17 protein-coding genes and 4 tRNA genes are annotated in these 24,170 nt (G+C 55.6%); 18 read left to right on the plus strand and 3 right to left on the minus strand.

What is annotated here, in order from left to right; all coding sequences use genetic code 11:
• Positions 1-22 precede the first annotated feature (22 nt).
• The 3 genes from OR573_01625 to typA all read right to left on the minus strand — a co-directional run bounded on the left by OR573_01625 (position 23) and on the right by typA (position 4,429).
• Complete coding sequence (locus OR573_01625) at positions 23-796, minus strand: ABC transporter ATP-binding protein (protein XGA80385.1); 774 nt, start codon at positions 794-796, stop codon at positions 23-25.
• Between the two features lie 70 nt (positions 797-866).
• On the minus strand, positions 867-2,312 hold the full coding sequence (locus tag OR573_01630; GenBank protein ID XGA80386.1) for a sodium-dependent transporter: 1,446 nt from the start codon (positions 2,310-2,312) through the stop codon (positions 867-869).
• A 290-nt stretch (positions 2,313-2,602) separates the two neighbouring features.
• Positions 2,603-4,429 (minus strand): translational GTPase TypA, encoded by a 1,827-nt coding sequence (gene typA / locus OR573_01635; protein XGA80387.1) that lies wholly within the window; start codon positions 4,427-4,429, stop codon positions 2,603-2,605.
• A 223-nt stretch (positions 4,430-4,652) separates the two neighbouring features.
• Between typA and OR573_01640 the strand changes: the two genes are divergently transcribed.
• From OR573_01640 to tuf, 18 genes are all read left to right on the plus strand, one after another.
• Entirely contained in the window at positions 4,653-5,639 is a 987-nt protein-coding gene (locus OR573_01640; GenBank protein XGA80388.1) for a biotin--[acetyl-CoA-carboxylase] ligase, read from the plus strand.
• Positions 5,636-6,475 (plus strand): type III pantothenate kinase, encoded by an 840-nt coding sequence (locus OR573_01645; protein XGA80389.1) that lies wholly within the window; start codon positions 5,636-5,638, stop codon positions 6,473-6,475. The genes OR573_01640 and OR573_01645 overlap by 4 nt, the downstream gene beginning before the upstream one ends.
• A gap of 141 nt (positions 6,476-6,616) precedes the next feature.
• A tRNA-Tyr gene (locus tag OR573_01650) sits at positions 6,617-6,700 on the plus strand.
• A gap of 58 nt (positions 6,701-6,758) precedes the next feature.
• Positions 6,759-6,832, plus strand: a tRNA-Gly gene (locus OR573_01655).
• 63 nt (positions 6,833-6,895) lie between these two features.
• Positions 6,896-6,970, plus strand: a tRNA-Thr gene (locus tag OR573_01660).
• A 167-nt stretch (positions 6,971-7,137) separates the two neighbouring features.
• Positions 7,138-7,213: transfer RNA gene (locus OR573_01665), tRNA-Trp, on the plus strand.
• Between the two features lie 70 nt (positions 7,214-7,283).
• Positions 7,284-7,667, plus strand: a complete 384-nt coding sequence (gene secE, locus OR573_01670; protein XGA80390.1) for a preprotein translocase subunit SecE — start codon at positions 7,284-7,286, stop codon at positions 7,665-7,667.
• Positions 7,668-7,675: 8 nt separating this feature from the next.
• Positions 7,676-8,209, plus strand: a complete 534-nt coding sequence (nusG, locus tag OR573_01675) for a transcription termination/antitermination protein NusG (protein XGA80391.1) — start codon at positions 7,676-7,678, stop codon at positions 8,207-8,209.
• A gap of 178 nt (positions 8,210-8,387) precedes the next feature.
• Positions 8,388-8,819: a 50S ribosomal protein L11 gene (gene rplK, locus OR573_01680; GenBank protein ID XGA80392.1), complete on the plus strand. Its 432-nt coding sequence runs from the start codon at positions 8,388-8,390 to the stop codon at positions 8,817-8,819.
• Between the two features lie 2 nt (positions 8,820-8,821).
• On the plus strand, positions 8,822-9,514 hold the full coding sequence (rplA, locus tag OR573_01685) for a 50S ribosomal protein L1 (protein ID XGA80393.1): 693 nt from the start codon (positions 8,822-8,824) through the stop codon (positions 9,512-9,514).
• Between the two features lie 330 nt (positions 9,515-9,844).
• Complete coding sequence (gene rplJ / locus OR573_01690; protein ID XGA80394.1) at positions 9,845-10,348, plus strand: 50S ribosomal protein L10; 504 nt, start codon at positions 9,845-9,847, stop codon at positions 10,346-10,348.
• 97 nt (positions 10,349-10,445) lie between these two features.
• Positions 10,446-10,817 carry a 50S ribosomal protein L7/L12 gene (gene rplL / locus OR573_01695; protein ID XGA80395.1) on the plus strand — a complete coding sequence of 124 codons (372 nt, stop codon included), beginning with the start codon at positions 10,446-10,448 and terminating at the stop codon, positions 10,815-10,817.
• Between the two features lie 280 nt (positions 10,818-11,097).
• Positions 11,098-15,174 (plus strand): DNA-directed RNA polymerase subunit beta, encoded by a 4,077-nt coding sequence (gene rpoB, locus OR573_01700; protein ID XGA80396.1) that lies wholly within the window; start codon positions 11,098-11,100, stop codon positions 15,172-15,174.
• 10 nt (positions 15,175-15,184) lie between these two features.
• Positions 15,185-19,399: a DNA-directed RNA polymerase subunit beta' gene (rpoC, locus tag OR573_01705; GenBank protein XGA80397.1), complete on the plus strand. Its 4,215-nt coding sequence runs from the start codon at positions 15,185-15,187 to the stop codon at positions 19,397-19,399.
• Positions 19,400-19,539: 140 nt separating this feature from the next.
• Positions 19,540-19,914 carry a 30S ribosomal protein S12 gene (gene rpsL, locus OR573_01710; protein XGA80398.1) on the plus strand — a complete coding sequence of 125 codons (375 nt, stop codon included), beginning with the start codon at positions 19,540-19,542 and terminating at the stop codon, positions 19,912-19,914.
• 154 nt (positions 19,915-20,068) lie between these two features.
• Positions 20,069-20,539 (plus strand): 30S ribosomal protein S7, encoded by a 471-nt coding sequence (gene rpsG, locus OR573_01715; protein ID XGA80399.1) that lies wholly within the window; start codon positions 20,069-20,071, stop codon positions 20,537-20,539.
• 131 nt (positions 20,540-20,670) lie between these two features.
• Complete coding sequence (fusA, locus tag OR573_01720; protein XGA80400.1) at positions 20,671-22,794, plus strand: elongation factor G; 2,124 nt, start codon at positions 20,671-20,673, stop codon at positions 22,792-22,794.
• 27 nt (positions 22,795-22,821) lie between these two features.
• A complete protein-coding gene (gene tuf, locus OR573_01725) occupies positions 22,822-24,015 on the plus strand; it encodes an elongation factor Tu (protein XGA80401.1) in 1,194 nt (397 codons plus the stop codon).
• Positions 24,016-24,170 lie beyond the last annotated feature (155 nt).

The raw sequence follows: 24,170 nt of genomic DNA on the forward strand, positions 1-24,170 counted from the left end.
GCTGGCAAGGCGAGCCGTCAGGTCAGGCTGCGGTGCCGCCGCCAAAGTAGGCTTCAATAACCTCAGGGTTGCTCTGCACGTCTTCGATACTACCTTCCATCATGACGCTGCCCTGGGCGAGCACAATCACCGGGTCGCACAGCCGGGCGATCATTTCCATATCGTGTTCAATCACCAGAAAGGTATAGCCCATCTCCCGGTTCAGGCGTTCGATATTGCCGATCAGGTCCCCCAGCAGGGTGCGATTGACCCCAGCGGCAATTTCATCAAGTAAGACGACCTTGGCATCGGTCATCATGGTGCGGCCCAGCTCAAGGAGCTTTTTCTGGCCGCCGGAAAGGTTGCCCGCCAGCTCATTGCGCACGTGGTAAAGCCCGACAAAGTCGATGACTTCCAATGCGCGGCGCTTGACCTCGGCTTCATGGGCGCGCACCACGCCCGGCTTGAACCAGGTGGCAAACAGGTTTTCACCGGGCTGGCCGGGGGGCACCATCATCAGGTTTTCCAGAGCGCTCATATGGCTGAATTCATGAGCAATCTGAAAGGTGCGCAGCAACCCCTTGTGAAAGCGCTGATCGGCGCTCAGGGCGCTGATATCCTCGCCATCCAGGCGTATCTGGCCGCTATCAGGTGTCAAGGCGCCGGCAATCAGGTTGAACAGGGTCGACTTGCCTGCGCCGTTGGGGCCAATCATGCCGGTCACCGACCCTTTGGCGACCTGAATCGAACAGTCGTTAATCACCTTCAGGCCGCCAAAGGCCTTGTTAACATGCTGCACTTCGATAAGCGGTGTCATAATGAATCCTCAGCCACTGACGGCGCTTGCCGCCAGTGGGGTTGAACCAGGTATCCAGGGCAGGCAGCCTTTATGCCACCGGTGGCTGTTTGGCCAGCAGGCCTCGGCCAATGGCCACGCTCAATACAATGATTAGCGCACCAAGGGTGGGTAGCAGGTAGCCGTCCACTTGCGGCAGGGTGCGCAGGAACACAAAGGCCACGGCGGCTGGTGCGATAAAGCGTACCAGGAAGCGCCATACGCTGAACCAGGCGGGGCTGCCGCCAAGCTCCTTGGCCACTTCGCTCTGGGTCAGTGCCCAGCCGGCAAACAGCGCAATCAGAAGACCGCCCAGCGGCATGAAGATATTGGTCAGCAGTTCGATAAAGTCAAAGGCGCTGCGCCCGAACAGGGCGTGGAAAATCGTGCCTTCTGACCAGACATTGAAGCTGACCACGGTCAAAAGTCCCAGCGCCCAGCTGCCGAGGGTCATAATGGCCACTGCCTGGGGGCGGGTCATATCGAAACGCTCAACCAGAAAGGCCGCCACCGGTTCAATCAGTGAAATCGACGAGCTGATGGCCGCCCCTAGCACCAGAATAAAGAAAATACCGCCAATCAGGCTGCCAAACGGCATTTCAGCAAAGGCCAGCGGGATGGTGACAAACATCAGCCCTGGGCCTTGGCCGGTTTCCAGCCCGGCGCCGAAGACCAGCGCAAAAATTGCTAGCCCGGCGACCAGGGCTACCGCCGTATCCACAAACGCCACCGCAAAGGCGGTACGCGTCAGGGAAACATCGCTGGGCATGTAGGCCCCGTAGGCCATGATGGCGCCCATCCCCAGGCTCAGGGTAAAGAAGGATTGGCCCATGGCTTGCAGCCAGCCTTCAAGGCTCAGGTCGGCCATGTTGAAAGTGAACAGAAACTCAGCGGCAGCGCCAATATCACCGTTAACGATGCTGTAACCGAGTACCACCAGCAGAATCACAAACAGTGCAGGCATGATAATGCGCAGCCCGCCTTCAATGCCTTTATGAATGCCCATGCCGACAATCAGCGCAGAAAGAATAATGAACAGCGTATGGTAAAGCGTCATCAACCCCGGGGAGGCTAAAAGGCTTTCAAAGCCGGTACCTATGGTAGCGGCATCAGCGCCGGCCAGGCTGCCGGTCAGCATCTGCCAGGTATAGTGCAGCGACCAGCCGGCCACCACAGAGTAAAAGCTTAGAATCAGAAACGCCGAGGCTGCGCCTAGCCAGCCAATGCTTTCCCAGGCGCGGGATGTCTGGTGGGTTCGGGTCAGGTGGCGCATGCCCATGATGGGGCTTTGGCGGCTGGTACGGCCGAGCATTATCTCAGCAATAAGAATGGGAATGCCGACTGCGAAAATGGTCAAAGCGTAGACCAGAATAAAAGCGCCGCCGCCATTTTCACCGGTAAGATAGGGAAACCGCCAGAGGTTACCCAGCCCAACGGCAGAGCCTACCGCGGCTAATAAAAAAGTACCTTTGTGTGTCCAGACGTTGTGGCCGCTCATGTGCAGAAATATCCGTTGCGATGGGGTGTGTGGTTAGTAGGAAATAAGTATCAAACGTATGAATTAACGCGGGTGTATTAAACCAAGACTGAATGAGAGGGTCACGCTCAAATGCGTACTTTGCGCCAGTTTGGCGCATCTTTCTAGCCGCGCTGCGTTTAGGTTGCGTTAAGAGCAGCGTTTGGCTAATGGCGCGGAGTAACGTTGTTGTTGTGGGTCACATCGGACACTGCATAAAAAAACCCGCACAATGGCTGTGCGGGTTTGGTTGATGACCGTACTGCTGCTGATCAGCTCTTGCCGGCGCGTTTACGCTCGTTCTCTTTGAGCAGCTTCTTGCGCAAGCGAATGTGGCTTGGCGTGACTTCCACCAGTTCATCGGAATCCAGGAATTCGATGGCCTGTTCAAGGGTAAAGTTGATCGGCGGCGTCAGCACGATATTTTCATCGTTACCGGTCGAACGCATGTTATCCAGCTTCTTGCCCTTGGTCGGGTTGACCACCATGTCGTTGGCGCGGTTGTTGATGCCGATCAGCATGCCTTCGTAAACCTCGGTAGCATGGTCGATAATCAGCTTGCCGCGTTCCTGCAGGGCATACAGGGCGTAGGCCAGTGCCTTACCGGAGACCATGGAGACCAGAACGCCGTTACGACGCTCGATTGAGGCCTCAGGCTTGAGCGGGCCGTAGTGGTCAAAGCGGCTGGTGAGAATGCCGGTACCCGAGGTCAGGGTCAAAAACTGGCCACGGAAGCCGATCAGGCCTCGGGCGGGGATGATGAAGTCCAGACGCACGCGACCCTTGCCATCCGGGTTCATGTTGGTCATCTCACCCTTGCGATAGCCCAGCTCCTCCATGATGGCGCCCTGGTGCTGCTCTTCACAGTCGATGATGACTTCTTCGTAGGGCTCCTGCTTTTCGCCATCAATTTCCTTGATGATCACTTCTGGGCGCCCGACGGCCAGCTCGAAACCTTCGCGACGCATGGTTTCAATCAGCACTGAAAGGTGCAGTTCGCCACGTCCTGAGACCTTGAATTTCTCAGGGGTTTCGCCCTGTTCGACGCGCAAGGCAACGTTATGGATCAGCTCCTGTTCCAGGCGATCCTTGATGTTACGGCTAGTAACGAACTTGCCGTCCTTGCCCGCGAAAGGTGAATCGTTGACCTGAAAGGTCATCGAGACGGTAGGCTCATCCACCGAGAGGGGTGGTAGTGCTTCAACAGCAGCCGGGTCACACAGCGTATCGGAAATCGCCAGATCCTCGATGCCGGTCACGCAGACGATATCGCCTGCGGTGGCTTCGGTGGTCTGAACGCGCTCAAGGCCCATGTGGGTCATTACCTGACCGATCTTGCCCTTACGGGTAGAACCATCAACGCTGATAATTGAAATCTGCTGGTTGGGCTTGACGGCGCCACGCTTGATGCGGCCAAGACCGATAACGCCGACATAGCTGTTGTAGTCAAGCGCTGAGATCTGCATCTGGAAGGGGCCATTAATTTCAACGGCCGGCGGTTCAACGATATCCACAATCGACTGGAACATGGGATCCATGTTGTCAGCCAGTTCTTCCGGATCCATACCAGCGATGCCGTTCAGTGCCGAGCAGTAGATGATCGGAAAATCCAACTGCTCATCAGAGGCGCCAAGGTTGTCGAACAGATCAAATATCTGGTCAACCACCCAATCAGGGCGCGCGCCCGGGCGGTCAATCTTGTTGACCACGACAATCGGTTTCAGGCCCTGAGCAAAGGCTTTCTGGGTCACAAAGCGGGTTTGCGGCATCGGGCCATCAACGGCGTCAACCAGTAGGAGCACTGAGTCGACCATAGACATGACGCGCTCGACCTCGCCACCAAAATCAGCGTGCCCAGGCGTATCCACGATGTTGATGTGGTAACCATTGCCCTTGCCATCCTGCCACTGAATAGCGGTGTTCTTGGCCAGGATGGTAATGCCACGCTCTTTTTCCTGGTCGTTGGAATCCATGATCCGCTCCTGCCCTTCGGCTTTGCGGTCCAGGGTGCCCGACTGACTCAGGAGTTTGTCGACCAGGGTGGTTTTACCATGGTCAACGTGGGCGATAATGGCGATATTGCGGAGGTTCTCGATCACGACACGATCCTGCTAGAAAAATAGGGCAGCATTATAGAGGTACGAAGCGGTTTACTGCCAGCACTGTATTGAGAGCTGCATTCAAGGATGATGTTAATGAGGCTTTTTTAAGGCCCTATCAACGCGAGTACCCGACTACTGTAGCAGATGGTCGTGCATGCTTGTGTTTTCGCTGGGTCAGCGCATCCGGTAAGATAAGGCTTTTCCCGGCATGGGCATGACTATGACCATCGGTAATTTGATGCGGTTATTAAGCGATGGAAGCGTGCATTCCGGCGAGCAGTTGGGTAATGCCATGGGTATTTCCCGCGCAGCCGTATGGAAGCAGTTAAAAAAACTCGACGCCATGGGGGTTGCGGTAGAGGCTGTGAAAGGTCGCGGTTATCAGCTTGCTCAACCCATTGAGCCGCTGGACGGCGCGGCCATTGTCGCGCACCTGCCTGCCGATGCCCGTCATCTGCTGACCCGTTTGCTGGTGGAAGATCAGCTGGCGTCAAGCAATGCCTATCTGCGTGAGCGCTTTCAGCAAGGCGCTGGCCATGGCGAGGTCTGTCTGGCGGAGTCGCAGACGGCAGGGCGTGGCCGGCGTGGCCGCAGCTGGGTAACGCCTTGGGGGCAGAGTCTTATATTGTCAGTGGGCTGGCGTTTCGAAAGTGGCGTGATTGCACTTGAAGGCCTGAGCCTTGCGGTGGGCGTAGTGACTGCTCAGGTGCTGGAAGCCTATGGCGTTCACCCCAGGCTCAAATGGCCCAACGACGTACTCTTGCCTGACCGTAACGGGGAGTTGGCCAAGTTGGCGGGTATTCTGGTTGAAGTAACCGGTGATGCTGCTGGCCCGTGTGAAGTGGTCATTGGTATTGGTCTGAACCTGTCGATGAGTGACGCCCAGCGCCAGGCGATTGGCCAGCCGGTGGCGGCCCTTAGTGACGCCTGCCCGCATCTGGGGCGTAACCAACTGGCAGCTGAGTTGGTGGCAGGGCTTCTGGCCATGCTGTCAACGTTCGAGAAATGTGGTTTTCAAGCCTGGCAGGCTGAGTGGAACCAACGCCATGCGTTTGCCAATCAACCTATTCATGTTTTGCAGGGCCAACAAGGCTGTGAAGCAACGGCAGGGGATGTTGATGCTAGCGGTAATCTTTGGGTCAGTGAAGCAAATGGCCAGTCGCGTCGCCTTGCAGGCGGCGAGATCAGTATACGCAGGCGCCTATGATTCTTGACCTTGATATTGGCAATACCTTGTCCAAGTGGCGTTTGAAAGACGTTGATAGCAGTGAGATCCGTTCGCGTGGTGCTGTCTGGACCCGTGAGGAATGGCGGCCAGGCGCGGATATCCCGGATCTCGACGTAGTGGAGTCGGTGCGAATTTCCAGCGTGGCGCGTAAAGCCGTGCTGGACGATACCGTCAGCCTGTTGCGCCATAGAGTGCCCAACGTCTTTGTCGCCCGCTCGACCCGCGAGGCCCTGGGAGTCATCAATGGTTATGAGGAGCCAGGCCGCTTGGGGGTTGATCGCTGGATGGGTGCGCTGGCGGGGTATCAACTGGCAGGCGGCTGCTGTGCAGTGGACTGCGGCAGCGCGATTACCGTGGATTTTGTCATTCCCGGTGGGTATCACCTGGGCGGTTATATCATTCCCGGCTTGAGGCTGATGAAGGAGAGCCTCAAGCTGGGAACGCGCAATGTGGCCATTGACCCGGAAAGCGAGGCCGCGGAATTGCTGGAGCCAGGCAGGCGCACTGTGGAGGCGGTGAATCACGGTATCTATATGGCGGCTGTCAGCGCCATAAACCGCATTTACAATGAGGTATGTGATCAGCAGGAAGTGGCGTTGCCAATGTTGTTGACCGGTGGTGATGCCCGCGTTGTTTCTCGAGGTGTGCAGGTGCCACATGCGGTCTGGCCAGATATGGTTTATGGCGGGCTGGAGGCCAGTTTTCCATTGACGCCCGCCGAACGCGCAGGCCGGATGTCGGGCGCGCCTGTAGTACCAAGTCCGGTATCGCTTGAAAAAATACGCGCAGGGCTTGCATTCTCCATGCTGCTTTGACACAATGCTGCGCGTTCCAAGGCGAGAAGTTAAGTAAGTGTCTGTTGGGCAAGTGGTGTCAGGTAGTCTCTGGCAGAAGCTGCACCTGGCAAATTAAAGGTTGACACTTTCTTGAGATGAGGCACAATGTGCCGCCATGTTGGAGAGGTTCCCGAGTGGCCAAAGGGAGCAGACTGTAAATCTGCCGCGAAAGCTTCGAAGGTTCGAATCCTTCCCTCTCCACCAGAATTGACTGACAGTAATGCGGATCAGGTTAATTTGGTGAACTAGGCATTGCTGTGATGCGGGTGTAGTTCAATGGTAGAACCTCAGCCTTCCAAGCTGATGGTGCGGGTTCGATTCCCGCCACCCGCTCCAGAGTTTGTGTAAATTTCGTGCAGCTTTATCATTGGTAGATTTGCGCGGAATCTTGTGCGATGTGCTCATGTAGCTCAGGGGTAGAGCACACCCTTGGTAAGGGTGAGGTCGACGGTTCAATTCCGTCCATGAGCTCCATAATTTCGGAAAAAGCGAGCCTGGCTCGCTTTTTTTGTCACTGCTTTTAGCGCATTGATTGATTAAAGTGAGCTGAAAGCGCAGAAAGGGTTGTCAAACGGTAAGTCCTTCGCTATGATGGCGCCCGCTATTGAGCAAGCGTCTTATTTGCTCATTCAGCACGATACAGGCCAGTAGCTCAATTGGCAGAGCAGCGGTCTCCAAAACCGCAGGTTGGGGGTTCGATTCCCTCCTGGCCTGCCAACTTCCCTCAAGTTGGCGTGCCTCTCAAGAATTCCTTTATCGTTCGCTGTACCCTAGGGAGTCTCGTTTTATGAAGCCTAATTCTGTAAAGCATGGCGCTGAGGTACAACAGTCGCGTCATGACGGGCTCAAATGGGCAGCGGTCGTAGCGCTTTTGTTAGCAGCCGTGGTTGGTAACACCTTTTTCGCCGACGTGGCATTGCTCTACCGTGTTCTTGGCGTTGTTGTGCTCTGTGCTGCGGCTGGAGCAGTAGCGTTGATGACCGAGAAAGGCAAGAATCTTGTTATCTTGGCGCAAGAGGCCAAGAAAGAGATTCAGCGCGTTGTATGGCCAACGCGTCCTGAAACAGTTCAGACAACCGCTATCGTGTTAGCGGCTGTCCTCGTGGTTGGCCTGATGTTGTGGTTGATTGACACGCTTCTCAGCTGGGCGATGTCCGGCGTTATCGGTTAGGAGTTTTCATGTCCAAGCGTTGGTACGTCGTTCACGCCTATTCCGGCTTTGAAAAGCATGTCATGCGCTCGCTTCTCGAGCGGGTCAAGATGTACGGTATGGAAGATCGTTTCGGCGAGATTCTGGTGCCGACCGAAGAAGTTGTTGAAGTCCGTGATGGTAAGCGTCGCAAGAGTGAGCGCAAGTTCTATCCTGGTTATGTGCTTGTTGAAATGGAAATGGCCGATGACACATGGCACCTGGTGAATGAAACGCCCCGGGTGATGGGCTTTATCGGTGGCACCAAGGAAAAGCCGGCGCCTATCACCACCCGTGAAGCGGATGCTATCCTGAATCGCGTCAAGGACGGTGTGGATAAGCCGCGTCCCAAAACAATGTTTGAGCCAGGTCAGTCGGTTCGCGTGGTTGATGGGCCCTTTGCAGATTTCAATGGCGTCGTTGAAGAAGTCAATTATGAGAAAAGCCGCCTGCATGTCAGCGTGCTGATCTTTGGGCGTTCAACACCCGTCGAGCTTGAGTTCTCTCAAGTAGAAAAAGAATAGTTTTACGCCGCTGAGAAGCTGACTCTGGTTGGCTGGTCGCGGCGGTTTGCATGGTTTTGATTAGTGAGTAGTAAGTAGCTTCGATTGATAGATAGTTTTCAGATTTTTCATTGGTCGTCACGTGGCGGCCAAATGTCACCGGGAAGCCGTAAGGCGTTATACCCAACTGGAGTAAGTTATGGCCAAGAAAGTACAGGCTTACATCAAGCTGCAGGTTGCAGCTGGTAAAGCTAATCCAAGTCCGCCCGTGGGTCCTGCGCTGGGTCAGCACGGCGTGAACATCATGGAATTCTGTAAAGCGTTTAACGCCGAGACTCAGGATATTGAGCCCGGTCTGCCGACGCCTGTCGTGATTACTGTTTATTCCGACCGTAGCTTCACCTTCGTCACCAAGACGCCGCCTGCTGCCGTGCTGCTCAAGAAAGCTGCAGGTATCAAGTCCGGTTCTGGTGAGCCGAACAAGAAGAAGGTTGGCACGGTGACCCGTGAGCAGCTTGAAGAAATCGCCAAGACCAAAGAGCCTGATATGACGGCTGCCGATCTTGACGCCGCTGTGCGCACCATTGCGGGCAGCGCTCGCAGCATGGGCCTAAACGTGGAGGGTCTGTAATCATGGCTAAACTGTCTAAGCGCGCCAAGCTGATTCGTGAAAAGGTTGATTCCAGCAAGGTCTACTCGGTTGAAGAGGCCGTGGCACTGTTGTCAGAGCTTTCTACAGTCAAGTTCAAGGAATCTGTGGATGTTGCCGTCAACCTGGGCGTTGATCCGCGTAAATCTGACCAGGTAGTGCGTGGCGCCACCGTTATGCCTAACGGTACCGGTAAAGACGTGCGTGTTGCTGTCTTTACCCAGGGTGCCAATGCAGATGCCGCTAAAGAAGCCGGCGCTGATATCGTGGGTATGGAAGAGTTGGCTGATCAGGTCAAGAAAGGCGTGATGGACTTTGATGTCGTCATCGCCTCGCCAGATGCCATGCGCGTCGTGGGTCAGTTGGGCCAGATTCTTGGTCCGCGTGGCCTGATGCCTAACCCCAAGGTTGGCACGGTAACGCCTGATGTAGCGACGGCTGTCAAGAACGCCAAAGCGGGTCAGGTACGCTTCCGTACTGACAAGAACGGTATTATTCACACTACCGTCGGCAAGGTTGATTTTGATGCTGACGCTATCAGGGGCAACATCGAAGCCCTGATTGGTGACCTGAAGCGGCTCAAGCCGAGCGCTTCCAAGGGCATTTACTTCAAGAAAATGACGCTGTCCACAACCATGGGTCCCGGTCTAACGGTCGACCACTCAGCTTACCTGTAAGCCAAGTAGTCCCGTTGCCGAACCTTGTGTTGTCAAGGCAGCAAAAAAGAGCAAGAACTTTGCGGTCCCTGTCGCCAGCCTACTTCGCTGGCAGCAGGGCGCCGTCAAAGACCGCAGGCGATACGCGTCAAGCGTAGCTTAATGATGAAAGTCACCTGCGCAGATGGTGTTGCCGCCAGTTGGTAGACGCTTTTTAGCTAAGCCGATTTCTGGTGAGCACCATCCCTTAGGCTTCTGGCATCATCAAGATGGGCAAAAGCCCTGATGAGCTGGAAGAGATGGTAACCACCGGAACCTGCTTTTAGGTTTCGGCACGAAGGAGTGATCACTGTGCCACTAGCACTTGAAGGCAAGAAAGCGATTGTTGCCGAGGTCAGTGAAGCGGCTAAGGACGCACTCTCCGTCGTAGTTGCCGATTCTCGCGGCGTGCCGGTCAGCAAGATGACCGATCTGCGCAAGCAGGCGCGTGAGAATGGCGTTCAGGTACGTGTTGTCCGCAACACCCTGGCACGCCGTGCCCTCGAAGGTACTCAGTGGGAGTGCCTGAACGAGAGCTTTGTAGGTCCTACCTTGTTGGCATTCTCTACCGAACACCCGGGCGCTGCTGCTCGTTTGTTCAAAGAGTTCGCCAAAAAGGATCAGAACTTCGAAGTTAAGGCACTGGCCTACGAAGGTGAGCTGATTCCGGCTGCTGACATCGACCGTCTGGCAACCCTACCGACTTACGATGAGGCAATTGCCAAACTAATGTCGGTAATGAAAGAAGCTTCCGCTGGCAAGCTGGTTCGTACTCTGGCCGCTCTGCGCGACCAGAAGCAGGAAGAAGCGGCATAAGCCATTCTTTCTGCGGGTGGCATAACGCTGCCTGATACGAGCAATGAACCCTGAGTCATCGGGTCACCGAGACTCCCGCAAAGTTAGGAATGAAACAATGGCACTGACCAAAGACGATATCATCAACGCCGTCGCTGAAATGTCTGTGATGGAAGTTGCTGAACTGATCGAAGCAATGGAAGAAAAATTCGGCGTTTCTGCAGCAGCGGCTGTTGTTGCCGGCCCAGGTGGCGGCGGCGAAGAAGTAGCTGAAGAGCAGACTGAATTTGACCTGGTACTGACTGCTGCTGGTGACAAGAAAGTTAACGTCATCAAGGCAGTACGTGAGCTTACCGGTCTTGGCCTGAAAGAAGCCAAGGGCGCTGTTGACGGTGCTCCGGCAACTATCAAAGAAGCAATGTCCAAGGACGATGCTGAAGCAGCCAAGACAAAGCTGGAAGAAGCGGGCGCAAGCGTCGAGCTCAAGTAATCGATGGCTCGGGCTTTACGCGCTGCGTAAGCTTCCGCGGCTGGCGGCGGGAAATCCCCGCTGCCGGCCTTTTTCTGTTACAACAGCAACGACGCTGTTGCAGCAGACGCGTCACTGAGACGACAATGTACGATCATTAACCGTCGTCATCACAACGCAACGAATTCTAGATTTTTGACGGCGAGCTACCCTTCTAGGAGCTTGCTGTCTGCGTCTGAAACGCCCGCGGGGCAGATGACCACGCACCGGTCACCCATGGTGAACAAGCTGGGGAATACAGATGGCTTACTCATACACTGAGAAAAAACGCATCCGCAAGGATTTCGGCAAACTGCCCCAAGTAATGGATGTGCCTTACTTGTTGGCCATCCAGCTTGATTCCTATTACGGTTTTCTCCAGCAAGACCGCTCGCCCGACGAGCGGCACGAAGTGGGCTTGCACGCGGCGTTCAAGTCTGTGTTTCCGATCGAGAGTTTCTCGGGGAACGCGGCGCTGGAGTATGTCAGTTATCGCTTTGGCACACCGGCATTTGATGTCAAGGAATGTCAGCTGCGCGGCGTAACGTACTCCGCGCCACTGCGTGTCAAGGTTCGCTTGATTATTTACGATCGCGATTCATCCAACAAGGCGATCAAGGATATCAAGGAGCAGGAAGTCTACATGGGGGAAATTCCCCTGATGACCGAAAACGGTACCTTTGTCATTAACGGTACCGAGCGGGTTATTGTTTCCCAGCTCCACCGCTCGCCCGGTGTGTTTTTCGATCATGACAAAGGCAAGAGCCACTCGTCTGGCAAGCTGCTGTATTCAGCGCGGGTCATTCCTTACCGTGGTTCCTGGCTGGATTTCGAGTTTGATCCTAAAGACAACGTCTTTGTGCGTATTGACCGTCGCCGCAAGCTGCCGGCCTCGGTGTTGATGCGCGCCCTGGGTATGAACACCGAAGAAATCCTCAGTGAGTTCTTCGAGACCAGCAAGTTCCACATTGAGAAGTCCGGCTTTTCTGTGGAGCTTGTGCCTTCGCGCCTGCGCGGTGAAACCGCAACGTTCGACATCAAGGATGCCGATGGCAGCGTGATTGTTGAAGAAGGTCGCCGTATCACCCAGAAGCATATTCGCCAGCTGGAGAAGTCCGGCCTGGAGCGTCTTGATGTGCCGATGGAATACCTGTTTGGCAAGACCCTGGCCAAGGATCAGATTGACCGTAAAACCGGCGAGCTGATTGTTGCCTGCAACACCGAGATTACCCCTGAGGTGCTGGAAGTGATGGCCCAGGGCGGTATCACTGATATCGAAACGCTGTACACCAACGATCTGGACTGTGGTTCCTTCATTTCCGATACCCTGAAGCTGGACACCACTGGCTCAGCGCTTGAAGCCCTGGTTGAAATCTATCGCATGATGCGTCCGGGCGAGCCGCCCACCAAGGATGCCGCAGAAACGCTGTTCAACAACCTGTTCTTCTCTGAAGACCGCTACGACCTTTCCAATGTTGGGCGCATGAAGTTCAACCGTCGCCTGCGTCGTGAAGAAGATACGGGTTCTGGCGTACTGGACAAGAAGGACATTCTGGATGTCCTGCGTGAGCTGATCAATATCCGTAACGGCTTTGGTGACGTTGACGATATCGATCATCTGGGTAACCGTCGTATCCGCTGTGTTGGCGAAATGGCCGAAAACCAGTTCCGTGTTGGTCTGGTGCGCGTTGAGCGCGCGGTTAAAGAGCGTCTTTCCATGGCGGAAAGCGAAGGCCTGATGCCGCAGGATCTGATCAACGCCAAGCCGGTAGCGGCAGCGGTGAAGGAGTTCTTCGGTTCCAGCCAGCTGTCCCAGTTCATGGATCAGAACAACCCGCTTTCCGAGGTCACCCACAAGCGTCGTGTCTCTGCACTCGGCCCAGGGGGTCTGACCCGTGAGCGCGCTGGCTTTGAGGTGCGTGACGTTCACGCCACGCACTATGGTCGCTTGTGCCCGATCGAAACGCCGGAAGGCCCGAACATCGGTCTGATCAACTCGCTGGCGACCTACAGCCACACCAACAGCTACGGCTTCCTGGAAACCCCGTACCGCAAGGTAAATGCGGGTCAGGTGACCGATGATATCGTCCACCTCTCGGCGATCGAAGAGGGTGACTACGTTATCGCTCAGGCGTCAGCGGGTGTGGATGAAAGTAACAAGCTGAGTGACGACCTGGTTCAGGTACGCCACCGCGGTGAGACAACCTTCATGCGCCCTGAGCAGGTGACGCTGATGGACGTATCGCCGCGTCAGGTAGTGTCAGTAGCAGCAGCACTGATCCCGTTCCTGGAACACGATGATGCTAACCGCGCCTTGATGGGTGCGAACATGCAGCGTCAGGCGGTTCCCACCCTGCGTGCCGACAAGCCGCTGGTGGGTACTGGTATGGAGCGCTTTGTTGCCCGCGACTCAGGTGTCTGTGCGGTTGCACGGCGTGGCGGTGTGATCGATTCAGTAGACGCCCGTCGCGTGGTAGTACGTGTCAATGCAGATGAAATCATCGGCGGTGAAGCCGGTGTTGATATCTACAACCTGACCAAGTACACCCGCTCGAACCAGAACACCTGCATGAACCAGCGCCCGATTGTGCGCCCGGGTGATGATGTGGCACGCGGTGACATCCTGGCCGACGGCCCATCCATTGATATGGGTGACCTCGCGCTGGGCCAGAACATGCGTATCGCCTTCATGCCCTGGAACGGCTACAACTTCGAGGACTCCATCCTGCTTTCCGAGCGGGTGGCTCAGGAAGACCGTTTCACCACTATCCACATTCAGGAACTGACCTGTGTCTCGCGGGACACCAAGTTGGGGCCAGAAGACATCACCGCGGATATTCCTAACGTCGGTGAGTCAGCGCTTTCCAAGCTGGATGAAGCCGGTGTGGTCTACGTCGGTGCCGAAGTGGGCCCGGGGGATATCCTGGTCGGTAAGGTAACGCCTAAGGGTGAAACCCAGCTGACGCCGGAAGAAAAGCTGCTGCGTGCCATCTTCGGTGAGAAAGCGTCAGATGTGAAAGACACGTCTCTGCGCGCCCCGACTGGCATGATAGGGACAGTGATTGACGTTCAGGTGTTCACCCGTGATGGCGTCGAAAAAGATTCGCGTGCTATCGCCATTGAACAGATGCAGCTGGATGAAGTCCGTAAGGATCTGCAGGAAACCTACCGGATTGCCGAAGACGCCACTTTTGAGCGTCTCAAGCAGACGCTGATCGGTCAGGTCGTCAACGGCGGCCCAGAGCTCAAGAAAGGTGATGTGCTCGACGAAGCCTACCTGGATGAACTGCCCCGTCAGCAGTGGTTCAAGCTGCGCATTCAGGATGAATCCTGCAATGAGCTGCTGGCCCAAGCCGATGAGCAGCTTGAGAGTCGTCGTAAGGAAATGGACGAGCGCTTTGAAGATAAGAAGCGCAAACTGACCCAGGGCGATGACCTGGCACCGGGCGTTCTCAAGATCGTCAAGATCTACATGGCCGTTAAGCGTCGCATCCAGCCGGGTGACAAGATGGCCGGGCGTCATGGTAATAAGGGTGTTATCTCGGCGATCATGCCCATCGAGGACATGCCGTTTGACGATAACGGTGAGCCGGTCGATGTGGTGCTTAACCCCTTGGGTGTACCGTCGCGGATGAACGTCGGTCAGATTCTTGAAACCCACCTGGGTATGGCCGCCCGTGGCCTTGGCATGAAAATTGATGCCATGCTGCGTGACGCCCGTGAGCAGCAGGTCGCAGAAATTCGTGACTTCCTCGGCCAGATCTACAACACGCCGGGTACGCGGATAGAGGACATCAGTTCGCTGACCGATGAAGAAGTGATTGCGCTGGCGAAAAACCTTAAGGGCGGTGTGCCCATGGCAACGCCGGTCTTTGATGGTGCCCAGGAGCACGAGATCAAGCACCTGTTGCGCCTGGCGGATATCCCGGATTCCGGCCAGATGACCCTTTATGACGGACGTACCGGCGAATCTTTTGATCGCCCGGTGACCGTCGGTTACATGTACATGCTGAAGTTGAACCACTTGGTAGACGACAAGATGCACGCCCGTTCTACCGGCTCCTACTCACTGGTAACCCAGCAGCCGTTGGGTGGTAAGGCGCAGTTCGGTGGTCAGCGTTTCGGTGAGATGGAAGTGTGGGCACTGGAAGCTTATGGCGCCGCGTACACGCTGCAGGAAATGCTCACCGTCAAATCGGACGACGTCGAAGGCCGCACCAAGATGTACAAGAACATCGTGGATGGCGACCACACCATGCAGGCAGGCATGCCGGAATCCTTCAACGTACTGGTGAAGGAAATCCGCTCGCTGGGCATCGATATCGAGTTAGAGAGCTAGGAGCTGTCCAATGAAAGATTTGGTAAAAGTCCTCAAATCGCAGTCACAGACTGAAGAGTTTGACGCGATCAAGATTACTCTGGCATCGCCGGACATGATTCGCTCCTGGTCTTTCGGCGAGGTGAAAAAGCCCGAGACCATCAACTACCGTACCTTCAAGCCGGAACGGGATGGCCTGTTCTGTGCCAAGATCTTTGGCCCGGTCAAGGACTACGAGTGCCTGTGCGGCAAATACAAGCGCATGAAGCACCGTGGCATCATCTGTGAGAAGTGTGGCGTTGAAGTCACCAAGGCTGCCGTGCGCCGTGAGCGCATGGGCCATATCGAACTGGCGTCGCCGGTCGCTCACATCTGGTTTTTGAAGTCACTGCCGTCGCGTATCGGCATGTTCCTCGATATGACCCTGCGTGACATCGAGCGGGTGCTGTACTTCGAAAGCTTTGTGGTCATTGACCCAGGCATGACCACTCTGGAGCGTGGTCAACTGCTCAACGACGAGCAGTATTTCGAAGCGCTTGAAGAGTTCGGCGATGACTTTGATGCCCGAATGGGCGCCGAAGCCGTTCAGGAACTGCTCAAAGACATCGATCTTGAAGAAGAGATTAACCACCTGCGTGAAGAAATTCCGCAGACCAACTCGGAAACCAAGATCAAGAAGCTTTCCAAACGTCTGAAACTGTTGGAAGCCTTCTACCATTCCGGCAATGCGCCGGCGTGGATGGTCATGGAAGTGCTGCCTGTGCTGCCGCCGGATCTGCGTCCGCTGGTACCGCTGGATGGCGGCCGCTTCGCGACTTCGGATCTGAACGACCTTTATCGTCGCGTGATCAACCGTAACAACCGCCTGAAGCGTCTTCTGGATCTTAACGCGCCGGATATCATCGTGCGCAACGAGAAGCGCATGCTGCAGGAAGCGGTGGACGCCCTATTGGATAATGGCCGTCGTGGCCGTGCCATCACGGGTTCCAACAAGCGCCCGCTGAAGTCCCTGGCTGACATGATCAAGGGTAAGCAGGGTCGTTTCCGTCAGAACCTGCTGGGTAAGCGCGTTGACTACTCAGGCCGTTCGGTTATCACCGTTGGCCCGACCCTGCGCCTGCACCAGTGTGGCCTGCCCAAGAAAATGGCGCTGGAGTTGTTCAAGCCGTTTATCTACTCCAAGCTGCAATCGCTGGGCTACGCCTCAACGATCAAGGCCGCCAAGAAGATGGTTGAGCGCGAGCTGCCGGAAGTCTGGGATATCCTCGCCGATGTTATCCGCGAGCACCCGGTACTGCTTAACCGCGCGCCGACGCTTCATCGTCTGGGTATCCAGGCGTTTGAGCCGCTGTTGATCGAAGGCAAGGCGATCCAGCTGCATCCGCTGGTCTGTGCTGCCTACAACGCCGACTTTGACGGTGACCAGATGGCGGTACACGTACCGCTGACCCTGGAAGCCCAGCTCGAAGCGCGCGCCTTGATGATGGCCACCAATAACGTGCTGTCACCGGCCAACGGTGAGCCGATTATCGTGCCGTCGCAGGACGTTGTTCTGGGTCTCTATTACATGACCCGCGAAAAGATCAACGCCAAAGGCGAAGGCATGGTGCTGTCTGACCTCAATGAGGTTGAGCGGGCCTTTGGCACCCAGGCGGTATCGCTGCACGCCAAAGTCAAGGTGCGTCTGGACGAAGTGGATGTGGATGAAGAAACCGGCGAGCGCAGCTTCCATCGCCGGATCTACGACACCACAGTGGGCCGTGCGCTACTGTTCCGCATTTTGCCCGAAGGCGTGCCGTTTGACCTGATCGACCGGCCGATGAAGAAAAAGGCGATTTCGCATCTGATCAACGAAGTCTATCGCCGTGCTGGTCTCAAGCCGACGGTCATCTTTGCTGACCAGTTGATGTACACCGGTTTCCGTCTGGCAACCTGGTCAGGCGCTTCCATCGGGGTTAACGACTTCGTTATCCCGGATGAGAAAGCCGCCATCGTAGATGGCGCAGAAGCTGAAGTTAAAGAGATTGAAGACCAGTTCTCTTCTGGCCTGGTAACCGCAGGTGAGAAGTACAACAAGGTTATCGATATCTGGTCCAAGGCCAACGATAAAGTCGCCAAGGCGATGATGAACGGTATCGAAAAAGAAACCGTGATTGATCGTGACGGCAACGAAGTGGAACAGGACTCGTTCAACAGCGTCTTCATCATGGCCGACTCCGGTGCACGTGGTTCTGCCGCCCAGATCCGCCAGTTGGCGGGTATGCGTGGCCTGATGGCCAAGCCGGATGGTTCGATCATCGAAACGCCGATCGTCGCCAACTTCCGTGAAGGTCTGAACGTACTCCAGTACTTCATCTCGACTCACGGTGCACGTAAAGGTCTGGCCGATACGGCGTTGAAAACTGCTAACTCCGGTTACCTGACGCGTCGTCTGGTAGACGTTGCCCAGGATCTGGTGATCACCGAAACGGATTGCGGCACAGACAACGGTCTGACCCTGCACCCGGTGATCGAAGGCGGTGACATCATCGTACCGCTGTCCCAACGTGTTCTGGGCCGTGTGGTGGCCCAGGATGTCGTGGACCCGGCCACTGATGACGTGCTGATTCCGCGTGGCACCCTGCTCGACGAGAAGTGGTGTGATGCCCTGGATACCATGGGTGTTGACGAAATTATCGTACGCTCGACGATCACTTGTGCGACCTCGCACGGCGTGTGTGCGTCCTGTTACGGTCGTGACCTGGCGCGCGGTCATCAGGTCAATATTGGTGAGTCTGTCGGCGTTATCGCTGCTCAGTCAATCGGTGAGCCGGGTACCCAGCTGACCATGCGTACCTTCCACATCGGTGGCGCGGCCTCGCGTTCTTCTGCGGTGGATAGTGTTCAGGTCAAGCACGGTGGCAAGGTGCGCCTGCACAACATCAAGCACGTAGAACGTAACGACGGCAAGCTGGTCGTGGTGTCCCGCTCCAGTGCATTGGCTGTTGCCGATGACCATGGCCGCGAGCGCGAGTACTACAAGCTGCCTTACGGCGCTGAGCTTTCAGTGCGCGACGGTGATGTGGTTGATGCCGGTGCAATTGTTGCCAAGTGGGATCCGCACACTCATCCAATCATTGCCGAAGTGGAAGGTCAGGCGCAGTTTGTTGACCTTGATGAAGGTGTCACCATGCACCGCACCGTCGATGAAATGACCGGTCTGTCATCGATCGAGGTTATTGAATCTGCGGCGCGTCCAATGGTCGGTCGTGACAAGCGTCCGATGATCATGCTGAAAGACGCCGCGGGTGAATACGTTGCCGTTTCCGGAGCGAACACCCCGGTTCAATACCTGCTGCCTGGCAATTCGATCATTTCAGTAGACGACGGTGCCACCATCGGTGTCGGTGAGGTGGTTGCGCGTATTCCGGTAGAGGCATCGGGTAACAAGGATATCACCGGTGGTCTGCCGCGAGTGGCTGACTTGTTCGAAGCGCGTAAGCCAAAAGAATCGTCCATTCTGGCCGAAATCAGCGGTGTTATCAGCTTCGGCAAGGAAACCAAAGGCAAGCGTCGTCTGGCCATTACCCCGGACGAAGGCGACCCGTTTGAGATGCTGATTCCGAAGTGGCGTCAGATTGCTGTTTTCGAAGGCGAGAAAGTCGAAAAGGGCGAGGTAATCTCCGATGGGCCCAGCAACCCGCACGACATTCTGCGCCTGCTCGGCGTCAGCGAGTTGGCCAAGTACATCACCGCTGAAGTGCAAGAGGTTTACCGCTTGCAGGGTGTTGGCATCAACGACAAGCATATCGAAGTCATTGTGCGCCAGATGCTGCGCAAGGTGGAGATTGTTGATTCGGGTGATTCCGACTTTATCAACGGTGATCAGGCTGAGCTGGTGCGCGTGTTCGAACAGAACGCGCGGCTGGAGAAAGAAGGTAAGTTCCCGGCCAAGTACAGCCGCCTGCTGTTGGGTATCACCAAGGCAAGTCTGGCAACGGAGTCGTTTATCTCAGCGGCATCGTTCCAGGAAACCACGCGCGTGCTGACAGAAGCCGCCGTGACAGGCAAGCGCGATTATCTGCGCGGCCTGAAAGAGAACGTGGTGGTGGGACGCTTGATCCCGGCCGGTACCGGCCTGACCCACCACGCCGAGCGTCGTCGCAAGCGTGAAGACGTTGAACGCCTGTTCAATCCGTCGGCTTCTGAAGTCGAACAGGAACTGGGTGCTCAGCTGACCGCGCTGGATTCCGACGAAGAGCTCTAAACCTGTTATGCCCAGGTTGGCTGTCAAGTTGCTCTTGACGTTACCCGGGCATAACGATTAGAATGCGCAGCCTTCAATAGTGGGGTGGGTTCGCCCGTACTCACTGCAAGGCAAGGCAACCATTGGAGTCAGCTACAGCTATGGCAACGATTAATCAGCTCGTGCGCAAGCCGCGCAAGCGCCCGGTCACAAAAAGTGACGTGCCGGCGCTTCAGGCATGCCCGCAAAAGCGTGGTGTTTGCACCCGCGTTTATACTACTACCCCGAAGAAGCCGAACTCGGCCCTGCGTAAGGTCTGCCGCGTGCGCCTTACCAACGGTTTCGAAGTGTCTTCCTACATCGGCGGTGAAGGCCACAACCTTCAGGAGCACTCTGTTGTCCTGATTCGTGGCGGCCGTGTAAAGGATTTGCCAGGTGTGCGTTATCACACCGTTCGCGGTGCTTTGGATACCTCTGGTGTTCAGAACCGTAAGCAAGGCCGTTCCAAGTACGGTACTAAACGTCCTAAGTCGTAAGATCTCTCTGACTGTGTCAGATGGATGAAGCGGAAAAGACGTAGTTTATTAAAGCGATAACTGAATTTTTGTTGGTCTGATAAGAGTAAGGTCGAGCGGCTGATTAGCAGTGAGTCTCGAGTTTACCTGAAGGATCCTTAATTGAGGGCTTATCATGCCTAGAAGAAGAATTGCAGCAAAGCGCGACATCCTGCCGGATCCTAAATTCGGAAGTGAGCGCCTGGCGAAATTCATGAACCACCTGATGTTCAGCGGCAAGAAGTCCGTAGCTGAGCGCATCGTCTATGGTGCGTTGGACAAGGTTGCCGAGCGTAGTAAAGAAGAGCCGCTGGAAATCTTCGACAAGGCGCTGGAAACCATCCAGCCGATGGTCGAAGTCAAGTCGCGCCGCGTGGGTGGTGCGACCTATCAGGTGCCGGTAGAAGTTCGTCCGTCCCGTCGTCAAGCGCTGGCAATGCGCTGGCTGGTCGACGCGGCGCGTCGTCGCGGTGAGAAAACAATGGTGCAGCGTCTGGCGGGTGAAATGCTGGATGCCGCAGAAGGCAAGGGTTCTGCGGTCAAGAAACGTGAAGACGTGCACCGTATGGCTGAAGCCAACAAGGCATTCTCTCACTATCGTTTCTAAGCTCGCTGCCTAGGCTGGTACTGAGTCATCTATGTATCAGACGCCGTCATCCACCGGATGGCGGCATTGGCATATAAACAACCCAGTTGCAGCCAGTTTTCGAGCATCGCCAACCAACGGGAGCTACCACCGTGGCACGCAAGACCCCATTAAATCGTTACCGTAATATCGGTATCGTCGCGCACGTTGACGCGGGTAAAACCACGACAACCGAGCGTGTACTGTTTTACACCGGCCTGTCACACAAGGTAGGTGAGGTTCATGATGGTGCGGCCACCATGGACTGGATGGAGCAGGAGCAGGAGCGTGGTATTACCATCACTTCTGCTGCGACCACCTGTTTCTGGCAGGGTATGGACAAGCAGTTTCCTGAGCACCGCATCAACATCATCGATACACCGGGGCACGTAGATTTCACAATCGAAGTTGAGCGTTCCTTGCGTGTTCTTGATGGTGCTGTTGTTGTTCTGTGTGGTTCATCCGGTGTTCAGCCGCAGACGGAAACCGTCTGGCGTCAGGCTAACAAGTATGAAGTTCCGCGCATGGTCTTCGTCAACAAGATGGACCGCACCGGTGCCGATTTCTTCATGGTGGTTGACCAGCTAAAAGAGCGTCTGGGCGCCAAAGCCGTGCCGATCCAGATCAACTGGGGCACGGAAGAAGACTTCAAGGGCGTTATCGACCTGATCCAGATGAAGGCCATCCTGTGGGATGAAGCCAGCCTGGGCATGAACTACGAGCTTGCCGATATTCCGGCAGAGCTGCAGGAAACGGCTGAGAAGTACCGCGAAGAAATGGTCGAAGCGGCTGCCGAAGGTACTGACGAGTTGATGGACAAGTACCTTGAAGGCGGTGAACTGACCGTTGAAGAGATCAAGGCGGGTCTGCGCGCGCGTACCCTGGCTAACGATATCGTCCTGGTGACCTGTGGTTCGGCCTTCAAGAACAAGGGCGTTCAGGCAGTGCTGGATGGCGTTATCGAATACATGCCGTCACCGACAGAAGTCAAGGCAATTGAAGGTGAGCTTGACGACAAGGACGGTACTGTTGACACCCGTGAAGCGGATGACAGTGCTCCTTTTGCCGCCCTGGCTTTCAAGATTGCAACCGACCCCTTCGTAGGTACCTTGACCTTTATTCGCGTCTACTCTGGCGTGCTGAATTCAGGTGACGGTGTCTTCAACTCGGTCAAAAGCAAGAAAGAGCGCGTTGGTCGTATCGTACAGATGCACTCCAACTCGCGTGAAGAGATCAAGGAAGTGCGTGCGGGCGACATCGCCGCCTGTATCGGTCTGAAGGATGTCACGACAGGCGATACCCTGTGTGATATCAACAACAAGATCGTCCTTGAGCGTATGGAATTCCCGGATCCGGTTATTTCGGTAGCCGTTGAGCCGAAATCCAAGGCTGACCAGGAAAAGATGGGTGTTGCACTGGGCAAGTTGGCTCAGGAAGATCCGTCCTTCCAGGTGAAAACCGACGAAGAGACTGGTCAGACCATCATTTCCGGTATGGGCGAACTGCACCTTGATATTCTTGTCGACCGTATGCGTCGTGAGTTCAAGGTAGAAGCCAACATCGGTAAGCCTCAGGTGGCCTACCGCGAAACCATTCGCGGCAGTGTTGAACAGGAAGGCAAGTTTGTACGTCAGTCGGGTGGTCGCGGTCAGTATGGTCATGTGGTCATGCGCATCGAGCCTCTGACAGCCGAAGAGAAAGGCGAAGGGGATGATGAAATCTTCTTCAAATTCGTTTCGGAAATCGTAGGTGGTGTGGTTCCCAAGGAATACATCCCTGCGGTGGAGAAGGGAGCCTACGAACAGCTCAAGAACGGTGTCATCGCGGGCTGCCCGATGATTGATGTCAAGGTTACGCTGTTCGATGGTTCCTACCATGACGTGGACTCCAATGAGACCGCGTTCAAGGTTGCCTCTTCCATGGCAATCAAAGAAGGCGCCAGGAAGGCCAAGGCCGTGTTGCTGGAACCGGTGATGAAGGTCGAAGTCGTGACTCCCGAGGACTTTATGGGTGACGTCATGGGCGACCTGAACCGTCGTCGCGGTTTGGTGCAGGGCATGGATGACTCCTCTTCAGGTAAAGTTATCCGTGCAATGGTGCCGCTGGGTGAGATGTTTGGTTATGCAACCGACCTGCGCTCACAGACCCAGGGCCGTGCGAGCTACTCCATGGAGTTCGCGAAATACGACGAGGCGCCCTCCAGCGTCGTAGAAGCCGTCATCAATCAAAACGGTTAACCGTTAGCTTATAAAGAGGTTATAGCAGTGGCTAAGGAAAAATTTGAACGTTCCAAACCGCACGTCAACGTTGGTACCATCGGTCACGTTGACCACGGTAAAACAACCCTGACAGCGGCTCTGACCCGCGTTTCTGCTGAAGTTTTCGGCGGTGACTGGCGTGAGTTCGACACCATTGATAATGCTCCGGAAGAGCGTGAGCGCGGTATCACCATCGCGACTTCTCACGTTGAGTACCAGTCAGAAGAGCGCCACTATGCGCACGTCGACTGCCCGGGGCACGCTGACTACGTCAAGAACATGATCACCGGTGCAGCGCAGATGGACGGCGCTATCCTGGTATGTTCTGCTGCTGACGGCCCGATGCCGCAGACTCGCGAGCACATCCTGCTGTCTCGCCAGGTTGGCGTTCCGTTCATCGTTGTCTTCCTGAACAAGGCGGACATGGTCGATGACGAAGAGCTGCTTGAGCTGGTTGAAATGGAAGTTCGTGAACTCCTCGACGAGTACGACTTTCCGGGCGACGACACACCGATTATCACTGGTTCTGCACTGATGGCGCTGAACGGTGAAGACGAGAACGGTATGGGTACTACCGCTGTTGCCAACCTGATCAAGGCAATGGACGCGTACATCCCAGAGCCTGAGCGCGCTATCGACCAGCCGTTCCTGATGCCGATCGAAGACGTCTTCTCTATCTCTGGCCGTGGTACTGTTGTTACCGGTCGTGTAGAGCGCGGTATCGTCAAGCCCGGTGAAGAAGTGGAAATCGTGGGTATCCGCGATACTGTCAAGACTATCGTTACCGGTGTTGAAATGTTCCGTAAGCTGCTCGACGAAGGTCGTGCTGGTGAGAACGTTGGCGCCCTGTTGCGTGGTACCAAGCGTGATGACGTCGAGCGTGGCCAGGTTCTGGCCAAGCCGGGCACCATCAAGCCGCACACTACCTTCGAAGCAGAAGTGTACGTACTGTCCAAGGAAGAAGGTGGTCGTCATACGCCTTTCTTCAAGGGCTACCGTCCGCAGTTCTACTTCCGTACCACCGACGTAACCGGTACCTGTGAACTGCCGGAAGGTGTCGAGATGGTCATGCCGGGCGACAACGTTAAAATGGTTGTTACCCTGATTGCACCGATCGCGATGGATGACGGCCTGCGTTTCGCTATCCGTGAAGGTGGTCGTACTGTGGGTGCTGGCGTTGTTGCCAAAATCGTTCAGTAAATAGATCTGGAAGTACCCAAGGGGGCTCTTCATGAGCCCCCTTTTCTGCGCAGTGAAAGCAAATGTTTGACATGTGCTATCGCTGTGCCTATAATGCGCATCCTTTGAATGCGTGGGTAGACGGCTCGCGCCGTCGACATCCATTGGAGTTTAGG

The sequence above is a fragment of the Halomonas sp. CH40 genome, from assembly GCA_041875495.1.
Taxonomy (GTDB): domain Bacteria; phylum Pseudomonadota; class Gammaproteobacteria; order Pseudomonadales; family Halomonadaceae; genus Vreelandella.